The sequence below is a fragment of the Pseudomonas sp. NPDC012596 genome, assembly GCF_042902325.1.
Taxonomy (GTDB): domain Bacteria; phylum Pseudomonadota; class Gammaproteobacteria; order Pseudomonadales; family Pseudomonadaceae; genus Aquipseudomonas.
In genome coordinates, this window is the sequence record NZ_JBIBEB010000004.1 from 113,946 (window position 1) to 126,552 (window position 12,607).

Sequence of the window (12,607 nt, forward strand, 5' to 3'; positions counted from 1 at the left end):
ACAGGTGCTCCACAGTAATCAGGTTTAGTGGGGTGCCTGTGTGAGCCGGCTTGCCGGCGATAGGGCCAGTACTGACAGAAATTTCTTTATATTGAAGCTGATCCCCGCAAATCCTGGCCTGTTGACGTATCATTAGCCCCCTAACGGCAACCCTTTCAGGATCGCTTGCGCATGCTCGCCCTTCTCATCCAGACGCTGAACATCACGGCCCCGGTCTTCGCCATGCTGTTCATGGGCGTGCTGCTAAAACGCATCCACCTGATCGACGACAATTTCAACCGGGTCGCCTCGCAGCTGGTGTTCAACGTCTGCATGCCCGCGCTGCTGTTCCTTGGCATCTACCACGCCGACCTGGCGTCGGCCGTCAAACCCGGTGTCATCCTCTACTTCGTCGTCGCCACGCTGGTGGGCTTTGCCGTGGCCTGGGGCATGGCCATCTGGCGCTGCCCGCGGGCCGACCGTGGCATCTACACCCAAGGCGCATTTCGCGGCAACAACGGGGTCATTGGCCTGGCGCTGGCCGCCAGCCTTTACGGCGACTACGGCATCTCCCTGGGCGCGGTGCTCGCCGGGCTTGTGATCCTCATGTACAACTCGCTGTCCGCTGTGGTGCTGGCCGTGTACAGCCCGGACCTCAAATCCGACCCGTGGAGCATCTGCAAGAGCATCTTCAGCAACCCGCTGATCATCAGCGTGCTGGTGGCCACGCCGATGGCCTACGGGCAGGTGCCACTGCCCAACTGGCTGCTTACCTCCGGCGACTACCTGGCGCAGATGACCCTGCCGCTGGCGCTGATCTGCATTGGCGGCACCCTGTCGCTGGCGGCGCTGCGCGACAGTGGCAAGCTGGCCATCGATGTCAGCCTGGTGAAGATGGTCTGGTTGCCGCTGATCGGCACCCTCGGCGCTTGGCTCTGTGGTTTTCGCGGGGCCGAACTCGGCATCCTGTTCCTGTACATTGGCAGCCCGACGGCGGCGGCCAGTTACGTCATGGCGCGAGCGGCCAACGGCAACCATGAGTTGGCGGCCTCGATCATCGTGATTACCACGCTAATGGCGGCGATCACCACCAACATTGGAATTTTCATCTTGCAGTGGGGCGGGTGGATCTAGATCCTTCGCTGCCAACAACACAAAAACACTGCCTCACTGAGCTAAAGGACACTTCATGCAAGACCAGAGCACGCCCGAGCGCTTGCAGCGCGGGCTGAAGAATCGCCATATCCAGTTGATCGCGCTGGGCGGTGCCATTGGTACCGGGTTGTTCCTGGGTATCGCCCAGACCATCCAGCTGGCAGGCCCGTCGGTTTTGCTGGGCTATGCCATTGCTGGCCTGATGGCCTTCTTCATCATGCGCCAGCTCGGTGAAATGGTGGTCGAAGAGCCGGTCGCCGGCAGTTTCAGCCACTTCGCCCACCAGTACTGGAGCGAGTTCGCAGGCTTCGTCTCGGGCTGGAACTACTGGGTGGTGTATGTGCTGGTGGGCATGGCCGAGCTGACGGCCGTGGGCATCTATGTGCAGTACTGGTGGCCGGAGTTTCCCACCTGGGCCACGGCGGCGATCTTCTTCGTGGTGATCAACCTCATCAACCTGACCCAGGTGAAGGTCTACGGTGAGATGGAGTTCTGGTTCGCCTTGGTCAAGGTGGTGGCCATCGTCAGCATGATCGGCTTTGGTGCCTGGCTGCTGACCAGTGGCCACGGCGGTCCGGATGCCAGCGTGGCCAACCTGTGGCAATACGGTGGGTTCTTCCCCAACGGTGTCACCGGCCTGATCATGGCGCTGGCGGTGATCATGTTCTCCTTTGGTGGCTTGGAGCTGGTGGGCATCACTGCCGCCGAAGCGGACAATCCGCGCCTGAGCATCCCCAAGGCAACCAACCAGGTGGTGTACCGCATCCTGATCTTCTACATCGGTGCGCTGGCAGTGCTGCTGTCGCTGTACCCGTGGCAGAAGGTGGTGCAGGGCGGCAGCCCGTTCGTGATGATCTTCCACGAACTGGACAGCGATTTGGTGGCGACCATCCTCAACATCGTGGTGCTGACTGCCGCGCTGTCGGTCTACAACAGCTGCGTGTACGCCAACAGCCGCATGCTGTTCGGCTTGGCCAGCCAGGGTGATGCGCCACGCCAGCTGCTCAAGGTCAGCCGCAGCGGCGTGCCACTGACGGCGCTGGGCGTGTCGGCCTTCGCCACGGGCATGTGCGTGCTGATCAACTACCTGATGCCGGGTGAGGCGTTTGGCCTGCTGATGGCGCTGGCGGTATCGGCGCTGGTGATCAACTGGGCGAGCATCAGCATCACCCACCTGAAGTTTCGCAAGGCCAAGTTGGCGGCGGGTATCAAGCCGTTTTACCAGAGCTGGGGGCACCCGTTCACCAACTACCTGTGCCTGGCGTTCATCGTGCTGATTCTGGTGGTGATGTACCTGACCCCGCCGATTCGGATTTCGGTAATGTTGATTCCGGGGTGGATTGCGCTGTTGTATGTGGCGTTTCGCTTGAAGAAGGCGCGGCAGGCTTGAGATAGGGGGGGCGAGGCGCATGTCTTGAATGATGTAGCGCTCTTGAGATCGAGCGCCGCCCGCGCGGCGCTGGATTTCATAGGCGCCGAATAACCCAAGGCATGCATTTCGCTGCCGCGACACGACCTTCCCGCTGTTAGTGCTGCCGCCGCCAGGCACGGACGGTGGTGTACAGCAGCACCAGCCCAAGCACTGGCAGAACGTAGAACAGCATCAACCGCTCCAGCCGGCCGGCCAGCGGCATGCCCATGGTAAAAGCCGCCACGTGCAGGCCGTAGGCCAGGTACAGGCACAGAAACACCAGCCCTTCAGCGCGGGTGATGCGGTAGCCGGAGTAGAACACCGGCAAACTCAGCGCCGCGACGCCAAGCATCACCGGCAGGTCGAAACCCAGTGCGTTGGGCGAGATGGTCAGCGGTGCTGGCGTGATTAGTGCCGTCAGGCCAAGCACCGCCAGCAGGTTGAACAAATTACTGCCAATCACCGTACCCACGGCGATCTCGCGTTCGCCGCGCAGGGCAGCGATCAATGCTGCGGCCAATTCGGGCAGGGAGGTGCACACGGCAACCACGGTCAGGCCGATGATGCGCTCAGACAAGCCAAGGTCAGTCGCCACCTCGACCGCCGCTTCCAATAGCAGATGCCCTGCCAGGCTCAACAAGCCGAGGCCGAAGGCGATCTGCAGCAGCGTGCCGGACCAGAAGCGACCGGCGCTGCTGGTGAGTGGGCGCGGGGCAGGGTAGGTGCGGGCATAGTGTCGCGATTGGTGCCAGAGCATGGCCAGGTAGCCCGCCAGGCCAAGCAGCAGCAACAACCCCTCGACCCGGCCGAGGTGGCCGTTGGCTGCCAGCGCATATACCAGCCCGCTGGCGAGGATCATCAGTGGAATGTCCAGGCGCACCAGTTGGCGCGATACCCGCAACGGGATGATCAGTGCTGCCAGGCCGAGAATCACCAGCACGTTGAAGATATTGCTGCCGATCACGCTGCCCACGGCCACGTCGGGCGCGCCCTGGTAGGCGGCCTGCAGGCTTACGGTCAGTTGCGGCGCGGTACTGCCGAACGCCACCAGGCTCAGGCCGATGATCAATGGCCGAACGTGCAGGCGCTGGGCCAGGCGCAGGGCGGCGCGCACCATCAGTTCGGCGCCGCCCACCAGCAACAGCAGGGCTACGCCCAGTTGCAGGAGGCTGAAAGTGGGAAGGGTGGCCAGGTCGAAAATGGTGTGGGCTCCAGTTGGGTCAGTCGCTCAGACCTTGTACCCGGACGCGCGCCGTTCCGCTACGGAGCATGCCGATTTTTTCTGCTGCAGCACGTGACAGGTCGATCAGCCGACCGCGTGTGTGCGGGCCGCGGTCGTTGATGCGGACCACTACGCTGCGCTGGTTGGCGAGGTTGGTGACCAGTACCCGGCTGCCGAAGGGCAGGCTGCGGTGGGCAGCGGTGAGGCCGTGCTGGTTGAACGGTTCGCCGCTGGCAGTGCGTTTGCCATGGTGGCGCGAGCCGTAAAAGGAGGCGGTACCGGTCTGGTTGTAGCCGCGGGGGTCGATGTCGTGGCTGGCGCAGCCGGCCAGGAAGGAGAACAGGGCCAGGGTTGTAAGGGATCTTCTTAGCAAATCGGATGCTCCGGTGCTGCTGTTGGGGCCGCTGTGCGGCCCATCGCGGATAAATCCGCTCCTACACAGGTACAGCGTAATTGCTGGTAGGAGCGGATTCATCCGCGATCGAGGGCAACGCCCTCGCCGCTTTTTTCAGCTCACCCTTCGAGCTTGGCCTTGAGCAATTGGTTCACTTGCCCCGGGTTGGCCTTGCCCTTCGACGCCTTCATCGCCTGGCCGACGAAGAAGCCGAACATCTTGCCGCGCTTGGCCTCGTCGGCGGCGCGGTACTGTTCAACTTGATCGGCGTTGGCAGCGAGCATCTCGTCGAGCATCTTGTCGATTGCACCGGTGTCGGTGACCTGCTTGAGGCCCTTGCTTTCGATAATGCTGTCGGCATCGCCTTCACCCGCGGCCATGGCCTCGAACACGGTCTTGGCGATCTTGCCGCTGATGGTGTTGTCGCGGATGCGCAGCAGCATGCCGCCGAGCTGCTCGGCGCTGACCGGCGCCTGGTCGATTTCGATACCCAGCTTGTTCAGCAGGCTGCCCAGCTCGACCATGACCCAGTTGGCAGCCAGTTTTGCATCGCCGCCAATCTTCACCACCTGCTCGAAGTAGTCCGCCTGTTCGCGGCTGGAGGCCAGCACGTTGGCGTCGTAGGCCGACAGGCCGTACTGGCTCTGGAAGCGCTCGACCTTTTGTGGCGGCAGCTCTGGCAGGCCGGCGCGAATGGTTTCGAGGAAGCTGTCCTCGATGACCACCGGCAGCAGGTCCGGATCGGGGAAGTAACGGTAGTCGTTGGCTTCCTCCTTGCTGCGCATGGAGCGGGTCTCGTCCTTGTTCGGGTCGTACAGGCGGGTTTCCTGGATGACCTTGCCGCCGTCCTCGATCAGGTCGATCTGGCGCTGGATCTCGCTGTTGATCGCGCGCTCGATGAAGCGGAACGAGTTGACGTTCTTGATTTCGCAGCGGGTGCCGAACTCGGCCTGGCCCTTGGGCCGGATCGAGACGTTGCAGTCGCAGCGCAGCGAGCCTTCGGCCATGTTGCCGTCGCAGATGCCCAGGTAGCGCACGAGTGCATGGATAGCCTTGACGTAGGCCACGGCTTCCTTGGCGCTGCGCATGTCCGGCTCAGAGACGATTTCCAGTAGCGGGGTGCCGGCGCGGTTCAGGTCGATACCGGTAGAGCCGCTGAAGTCTTCGTGCAGGCTCTTGCCGGCGTCTTCTTCGAGGTGCGCGCGGGTTACCCCGATGCGCTTGATGGTGCCGTCTTCAAGGGCGATGTCCAGGTGACCCTTGCCGACGATCGGCAGGTCCATCTGGCTGATCTGGTAGCCCTTGGGCAGGTCAGGATAGAAGTAGTTCTTGCGCGCGAACACGTTGCGCTTGCCGATTTCAGCATCGATCGCCAGGCCGAACATGCAGGCCATGCGCACGGCTTCCTGGTTCAGCACCGGCAGTACGCCGGGCATGCCCAGGTCAACCAGGCTGGCCTGGGTGTTCGGCTCGGAGCCGAACGTGGTAGCGCTGCCGGAGAAGATCTTCGACTGGGTGGCCAGCTGGGTATGAATTTCCAGCCCGATCACAACTTCCCATTGCATGTGTGAATTCCTCAGAAGCCGTTGGGGGCGCGGGTGTGCCAGTCGGTGACTTGCTGGTAACGGTGCGCGACGTTGAGCAGGCGGCCTTCCTGGAAGTACGGGGCCAGCAGCTGCACGCCGACCGGCAGGCCATCGACGAAGCCGGCTGGCATCGACAGGCCCGGCAAGCCCGCCAGGTTGGCGGTAATGGTGTAGACGTCCTCGAGGTAGGCGGCGACCGGGTCGCTGCTCTTGGCGCCGAGCTTCCAGGCCGGGTTAGGCGTGGTCGGGCCGAGGATCAGGTCGACGCCTTCGAAGGCGGCCATGAAATCGTTCTTGATCAGGCGGCGGATCTGCTGCGCCTTGACGTAGTAGGCGTCGTAGTAGCCGGCCGACAGGGCGTAGGTGCCGACCATGATGCGGCGCTGCACTTCGGCACCGAAGCCTTCGCCACGGGAGCGCTTGTACAGGTCGGTGAGGTCTTTGGGCTCTTCGCAACGATAGCCGAAGCGCACGCCGTCGAAACGCGACAGGTTGGACGAGGCTTCGGCGGGCGCGATCACGTAGTACGCCGGGATGGCGTGCTGCATGTTCGGCAGGCTGATTTCCTTGACCACCGCGCCGAGCTTTTCCAGCTCCTTGACGCTGGCTTGCACCAGTTCGGCGATGCGCGGGTCGAGGCCGGCACCGAAGTATTCCTTCGGCAGGCCGATGCGCAGGCCTTGCAGCGAGGCGTTGAGGTTGGCGCTGTAATCCGGCACCGGCTCATCGATGCTGGTGGAGTCCTTGGTATCGAACCCGGCCATGCCTTGCAGCAGCAGCGCGCAGTCTTCGGCGGTGCGAGCCAGCGGGCCACCCTGGTCGAGGCTGGAAGCGTAGGCGATCATGCCCCAGCGCGATACCCGACCGTACGTCGGTTTCAAGCCGGTGAGGTTGGTCAGTGCAGCCGGCTGCCGGATCGAGCCGCCAGTGTCGGTGCCGGTGGTGGCCGGCAGCAGGCGCGCGGCGACCGCTGCAGCCGAGCCACCGGACGAGCCGCCAGGTACATGCTCGAGGTTCCACGGGTTTTTCACCGCGCCATAGTGGCTGGACTCGTTGGCCGAACCCATGGCGAACTCGTCCATGTTGGTCTTGCCCAGAGTGACCATGCCGGCTTCGGCCAGCTTGGCGACCACGGTCGCGTCATACGGCGCCTTGAAGTTGTCGAGCATCTTCGAGCCGCAGCTGGTGCGTACGCCGTTGGTGCAGAACAGGTCCTTGTGGGCGATGGGCGCGCCCAGCAGCGCACCGGTCTCGCCAGCGGCACGACGGGCATCGGCGGCACGGGCCTGGCCCAGGGCCAGCTCCTCGGTGACGCTGATGAAGCTGTTGAGTTGCGGGTCGAGTTGCTGAATGCGCGCCAGCAGTGCGCCGGTCAGCTCTTCGGAAGAAAACGACTTGTCGGCGAGTCCGCGAGCGATCTCGGCCAGGGTCAATTGATGCATGGCAGGCTCTATCCCTTACTCGATGACTTTGGGAACCAGGTACAGACCGCTTTCGGTCGAGGGTGCGATGGCCTGGTAGGCATCACGCTGGTTGCGTTCGGTGACCTGGTCGGGACGCAGGCGCTGGCTGGCCTCCAGGGGGTGGGCCAGGGGCTCGATGCCAGTGGTGTCGACCGCTTGCATCTGGTCGACCAGCCCGAGAATGCTGTTCAGTGCATCGGTAATGCGTGGCAGCTCGCCTTCATTCAGGCCCAGACGGGCCAGATGGGCGATCTTTTCCACGTCGCAGCGTTCAAGCGCCATGGGGATCTCCAGAGGATACAAAGAACGGAATAGGGTCCGTGATGAGGAACATGTCGGCATTTTGGCGGTCATACGGCCGCGATCATCTGCTGGCGTGCTCGGAAAAACGACCAATTTAACATATTGGCTCCTTGCCCAAAATCCCTGCCATTGTTAGAGTTTGCCGCACTTTTTTACCCACGCTTTCCCCAGGGTCACTTTCCCATGTTCAAGAAACTGCGTGGCATGTTTTCCAGCGATCTCTCCATCGACCTGGGTACTGCCAACACCCTTATTTACGTGCGTGAGCGCGGTATCGTCCTGAATGAGCCCTCGGTTGTTGCCATCCGTACCCACGGCAACCAGAAAAGCGTCGTCGCCGTCGGTACCGAAGCCAAACGCATGCTGGGCCGTACGCCTGGCAACATTGCTGCCATTCGTCCGATGAAAGACGGCGTCATCGCCGACTTCAGCGTTTGTGAAAAAATGTTGCAGTATTTCATCAACAAGGTTCACGAAAACAGCTTCCTGCAGCCCAGCCCTCGCGTGCTGATCTGCGTGCCGTGCAAGTCGACCCAGGTAGAGCGCCGCGCCATTCGCGAGTCGGCCCTGGGTGCCGGTGCCCGTGAAGTGTTCCTGATCGAAGAGCCGATGGCCGCTGCCATCGGTGCCGGGCTGCCGGTCGAAGAAGCGCGTGGCTCGATGGTCGTCGATATCGGTGGCGGTACCACTGAAATCGCCCTGATCTCGTTGAACGGCGTGGTCTACGCCGAATCCGTCCGCGTTGGCGGCGACCGTTTCGACGAAGCCATCGTCACCTACGTGCGCCGTAATTACGGCAGCCTGATCGGCGAATCCACCGCCGAGCGCATCAAGCAGGAAATCGGTACCGCCTACCCGGGTGGCGAAGTGCGCGAAGTCGACGTACGCGGGCGCAACCTGGCCGAAGGCGTGCCACGTGCCTTCACTCTGAATTCCAATGAAGTACTGGAAGCCCTGCAGGAATCCCTGGCGACCATCGTCCAGGCGGTCAAGAGCGCCCTGGAGCAATCGCCGCCAGAGCTGGCTTCCGACATCGCCGAGCGTGGCCTGGTGCTGACCGGTGGTGGCGCGCTGCTGCGTGACCTCGACAAGCTGCTGGCCCAGGAAACCGGCCTGCCGGTAATCGTCGCCGAGGACCCGCTGACCTGTGTCGCCCGTGGCGGCGGTCGCGCCCTGGAGATGATGGACAAGCACGCGATGGACCTGCTCTCCAGCGAGTGATAACCGCTGCATCTGAGCGCCCGGTTTACAGGTAGCACATGCAGTGCTACCTGTATGTGCTGGGCTGGCGTCCGTTCGGGCGTCGTTTCCGTCAACCCGCAACCAGGCTGGTGCGTTGTCCCATGTCCAATGACCTCCTGAGTCGTCCACGAGGAACGGCCCATTAAACCGCTTTTCTCCAAGGGCCCTTCACTGGGCGTTCGCCTGCTCGTATTGGTGGTGCTGTCGGTAGCGCTGATGGTGGTCGACGCACGCTTCGACATGCTCAAGCCCGTGCGCAGCCAGATGGGCCTGGTGCTGATGGAATCGTACTGGATCACCGACCTGCCGCAGCGCATGTGGCAGGGCGTGGCCGGCCAGTTCGGCAGCCGTACCGAACTGATCGCGGAAAACGAGAAGCTCAAGACCGAAGCCCTGCTCTTGCAGGGGCGCCTGCAGAAGCTGGCGGCCCTGACCGAGCAGAACGTGCGCCTGCGCGAGTTGCTCAACTCTTCGGCGCTGGTCAACGAGAAGGTCGAGGTGGCCGAGCTGATCGGGGTCGACCCCAACCCGTTTACCCACCGCATCCTGATCAACAAGGGGGAGCGCGACGGCGTGTTCCTTGGCCAGCCGGTGCTCGATGCCCGTGGCCTGATGGGCCAGGTGGTCGAGCTGATGCCCTACACCTCTCGCGTATTGCTGCTGACCGACACCACCCACAGCATCCCGGTGCAGGTCAACCGTAACGGCCTGCGCGCCATCGCCAGCGGCACCGGTAACCCGGAGCGCCTGGAACTGCGCCACGTAGCCGACACGGCCGACATCAAGGAAGGCGACCTGCTGGTGAGCTCCGGTATGGGGCAGCGTTTCCCGGCCGGCTACCCGGTGGCTACCGTCAACGAAGTGATCCACGACTCCGGTCAGCCGTTCGCCATCGTCCGCGCCATCCCGACCGCCGCACTCAACCGCAGCCGCTACATGCTGCTGGTGTTCAGCGACCGGCGTTCACCGGAACAGCGCGCCACCGACGCAGCGCTTGCCCAGGAAGAAGCCGACCGCAAGGGGGCAGCGAACCCTGCCCAGCCCGCCGTAAGCGGTGACCAGGCTGCACCTGCCGGCACGCCCGCACCCGCCGCACCCGCCACACCCGCCACACCGGCCCCGGCCGCTGCAGCACCGGCGGCAGCGCCTGCCAGCCCTGCCGCAGCGCCTGCGGCACCTGCACAACCCCGGAGGCAATGATGGCCAAAGCGCGCCGTAATCACGGTTGGGTCATCTGGCTGACGTTCGCCATCGGCCTGCTGCTCAGTGTTTCGCCCATGCCGCAATTCCTTGAAGTGTTCCGGCCAATGTGGCTGGCGATGCTGGTGTCGTTCTGGACGCTCACGCTGCCGAACAAGGTCGGCATGACCACCGCGTTCGTCCTCGGCCTGGCCGAGGACGTGCTTTACGGCACGTTGCTTGGGCAGAACGCGCTGATCCTCACCCTGATCACCTTCCTGGTGCTGTCCCTGCAGCAGCGCCTGCGGATGTTCCCGATGTGGCAGCAGAGCCTGGTGATCCTGGTGATCTTCGGCATTGCCCAGCTGATCCAGCTGTGGCTCAGTGCACTCACCGGCAACCGCCTGCCAACCTTGGCCCTGGTCTGGTCGGCGGTCATCAGCGCCTTGCTCTGGCCCTGGATCAGTTTCGCCCTGCGCGATCTGCGCCGGCGCTTGCATATCAACTGACGGCGCTGCCACCACTGACAGGGAGATGTCTGCATGAAACCACTTTACCTGGCCTCCGGCTCACCCCGTCGACGTGAACTGCTAACCCAGATCGGCGTGCCGTTCACCGTCACCAGCGCCCCCATTGATGAAACCCCGCTGCCCGCTGAAAGCGCCGTGGCGTATGTCGAGCGCCTGGCCAAGGCCAAGGCCGAAGCTGGCCTGGCCCAGCTCGACGGCCCGGCTGTGGTACTTGGGGCAGATACGGCAGTGGTGCTCGATGGTCGTATTCTCGGCAAGCCGGAAAACCGCGAAGATGCCTTGGCCATGCTGGCCGACCTGGCGAACCGTGAGCATCAGGTGCTCACTGCCGTGGCGCTGAGCGACGGCCAGTGCAGCCTGAGCGTCTGCGTCACCAGCAACGTGCGTTTTCGCGCCATCACCGCTGAAGAGGCCACGCGCTATTGGGCCAGCGGCGAACCGGCGGATAAAGCCGGCGGCTATGCCATCCAGGGCCTGGGCGCGGTATTCGTGACCGGCCTGCAGGGAAGCTATTCGGCGGTGGTCGGTTTGCCCTTGAGCGAAACGGCCGAACTGCTCGCCCAATTCGGTATTGCCTGCTGGCAGGTACCGGCGCTTTCGCCAGAGGTAACAAAGCAGCAGTAGCCAGCCCGGCACCCGCGATCCATCATTACCGAAGACCTTTGACGAGAGCCTGCCATGAGTGAAGAGATCCTGATCAACATCACCCCGATGGAGTCACGTGTGGCGGTGGTGGAAAACGGGGTGTTGCAGGAAGTGCACGTCGAGCGTACCCAGCGCCGCGGCATCGTCGGCAATATCTACAAGGGCAAGGTGGTGCGAGTGCTGCCGGGCATGCAGGCGGCGTTCGTCGATATCGGCCTGGAGCGCGCTGCGTTCATCCATGCCTCGGAAATTTCCCAGCGCGAAGGCTCTGCCGTCGAGACCATCACCGCCCTCGTGCATGAGGGCCAGGCCCTGGTGGTGCAGGTGACCAAGGACCCGATCGGTACCAAGGGCGCGCGCCTGACCACCCAGCTGTCGATCCCGTCGCGCTACCTGGTGTACATGCCGCGCAGCAGCCATGTCGGCATTTCGTTGAAAATCGAAGACGAAGCCGAACGTGACCGCCTCAAGCAGGTGGTCAGCGACTGCATGGACAGTGAAGATATCAAGAATGCCGGTGGTTTCATCCTGCGGACCGCAGCCGAAGGCGCGCGTGCCGAAGAGATCCTGCAGGACATCCGCTACCTGCGCCGCCTGTGGGAGCAGATCGGCAGCCAGATCCAGACCTGCGGCGCGCCCACGGTCATCTACGAAGACCTTGGCCTGGCCCTGCGCACCCTGCGTGACCTGGTCAACCCGAAGATCGAGAAAATCCGCATCGATTCGCGGGAAACATTCCAGAAAACCACGCAGTTCGTCGGCGAGCTGATGCCGGAGATCGCCGACCGTCTGGAACATTACCCTGGCGAGCGGCCGATTTTCGACTTGTACGGCGTCGAAGATGAAATCCAGCGCGCGCTGGACCGCAAGGTACCGCTCAAGTCCGGTGGCTACCTGGTGGTCGACCCCGCCGAAGCGATGACCACCATCGACGTCAACACCGGCGCCTTCGTCGGCCACCGCAACCTCGAAGAGACCATCTTCAAGACCAACCTGGAAGCGGCCACGGCCATTGCGCGGCAGCTGCGCCTGCGCAATATCGGCGGCATCATCATCATCGACTTCATCGACATGGAGGACGAGGAGCATCAGCGCCAGGTGCTGCGTACCCTGGAGAAGCAGCTCGAGCGCGACCACGCCAAGACCAACATCATCGGCATCACCGAACTGGGTTTGGTGCAGATGACCCGCAAGCGCACCCGCGAGAGCCTTGAGCAGGTGCTGTGCGAGCCGTGCGTTGCCTGCCAGGGCCGGGGCAAGCTGAAAACCCCCGAAACCATCTGTTATGAAATCTTCCGCGAAATCCTCCGCGAAGCGCGCGCTTATCAGGCTGAAGGCTACCGGGTACTGGCCAACCAGAAGGTGGTTGACCGGCTGCTCGACGAGGAGTCTGGGAACGTCGCAGAGCTGGAAGCCTTCATCGGTCGAACCATTCGCTTCCAGGTCGAGTCGATGTACTCGCAGGAACAATACGATGTGGTGTTGCTCTGAGGCTTTC

12 protein-coding genes are annotated in these 12,607 nt (G+C 63.1%); 7 read left to right on the top strand and 5 right to left on the bottom strand.

What is annotated here, in order from left to right; all coding sequences use genetic code 11:
- Positions 1-171: 171 nt before the first annotated feature.
- Both ACFY68_RS06855 and ACFY68_RS06860 read left to right on the top strand, forming a co-directional pair.
- Positions 172-1,113, top strand: a complete 942-nt coding sequence (locus tag ACFY68_RS06855) for an AEC family transporter (protein ID WP_387524865.1) — start codon at positions 172-174, stop codon at positions 1,111-1,113.
- 55 nt (positions 1,114-1,168) lie between these two features.
- Entirely contained in the window at positions 1,169-2,524 is a 1,356-nt protein-coding gene (locus ACFY68_RS06860; RefSeq protein WP_387524867.1) for an amino acid permease, read from the top strand.
- A 136-nt stretch (positions 2,525-2,660) separates the two neighbouring features.
- On the opposite strand, the gene ACFY68_RS06865 is transcribed toward ACFY68_RS06860, so the two are convergent.
- From ACFY68_RS06865 to gatC, 5 genes are all read right to left on the bottom strand, one after another.
- The gene (locus tag ACFY68_RS06865; protein ID WP_387525317.1) at positions 2,661-3,704 is read right to left on the bottom strand and encodes a calcium/sodium antiporter; all 1,044 of its coding nucleotides are present in this window, start codon (positions 3,702-3,704) and stop codon (positions 2,661-2,663) included.
- Between the two features lie 61 nt (positions 3,705-3,765).
- Positions 3,766-4,140 (bottom strand): septal ring lytic transglycosylase RlpA family protein, encoded by a 375-nt coding sequence (locus tag ACFY68_RS06870; RefSeq protein ID WP_387524870.1) that lies wholly within the window; start codon positions 4,138-4,140, stop codon positions 3,766-3,768.
- 140 nt (positions 4,141-4,280) lie between these two features.
- Positions 4,281-5,726, bottom strand: a complete 1,446-nt coding sequence (gene gatB, locus ACFY68_RS06875) for an Asp-tRNA(Asn)/Glu-tRNA(Gln) amidotransferase subunit GatB (RefSeq protein WP_346611979.1) — start codon at positions 5,724-5,726, stop codon at positions 4,281-4,283.
- Positions 5,727-5,737: 11 nt separating this feature from the next.
- Positions 5,738-7,189 carry an Asp-tRNA(Asn)/Glu-tRNA(Gln) amidotransferase subunit GatA gene (gene gatA, locus ACFY68_RS06880; protein ID WP_387524873.1) on the bottom strand — a complete coding sequence of 484 codons (1,452 nt, stop codon included), beginning with the start codon at positions 7,187-7,189 and terminating at the stop codon, positions 5,738-5,740.
- A gap of 15 nt (positions 7,190-7,204) precedes the next feature.
- Positions 7,205-7,492: an Asp-tRNA(Asn)/Glu-tRNA(Gln) amidotransferase subunit GatC gene (gene gatC, locus ACFY68_RS06885; protein WP_346611977.1), complete on the bottom strand. Its 288-nt coding sequence runs from the start codon at positions 7,490-7,492 to the stop codon at positions 7,205-7,207.
- A gap of 204 nt (positions 7,493-7,696) precedes the next feature.
- Here gatC and mreB point away from each other — a divergent pair, with 204 nt between their 5' ends.
- The 5 genes from mreB (at position 7,697) to rng (ending at position 12,600) form a co-directional block, all read left to right on the top strand.
- A complete protein-coding gene (mreB, locus tag ACFY68_RS06890) occupies positions 7,697-8,734 on the top strand; it encodes a rod shape-determining protein MreB (protein ID WP_003255163.1) in 1,038 nt (345 codons plus the stop codon).
- Positions 8,735-8,938: 204 nt separating this feature from the next.
- The gene (gene mreC / locus ACFY68_RS06895) at positions 8,939-9,955 is read left to right on the top strand and encodes a rod shape-determining protein MreC (protein WP_387525320.1); all 1,017 of its coding nucleotides are present in this window, start codon (positions 8,939-8,941) and stop codon (positions 9,953-9,955) included.
- Positions 9,955-10,443, top strand: coding sequence for a rod shape-determining protein MreD (mreD, locus tag ACFY68_RS06900; RefSeq protein ID WP_346611976.1), 489 nt, complete (start codon positions 9,955-9,957; stop codon positions 10,441-10,443). The genes mreC and mreD overlap by 1 nt, the downstream gene beginning before the upstream one ends.
- Before the next feature lie 33 nt (positions 10,444-10,476).
- A complete protein-coding gene (locus tag ACFY68_RS06905) occupies positions 10,477-11,088 on the top strand; it encodes a Maf family protein (RefSeq protein ID WP_387524881.1) in 612 nt (203 codons plus the stop codon).
- 54 nt (positions 11,089-11,142) lie between these two features.
- Entirely contained in the window at positions 11,143-12,600 is a 1,458-nt protein-coding gene (gene rng / locus ACFY68_RS06910; RefSeq protein ID WP_346611974.1) for a ribonuclease G, read from the top strand.
- The last annotated feature ends 7 nt before the right edge of the window (positions 12,601-12,607 follow it).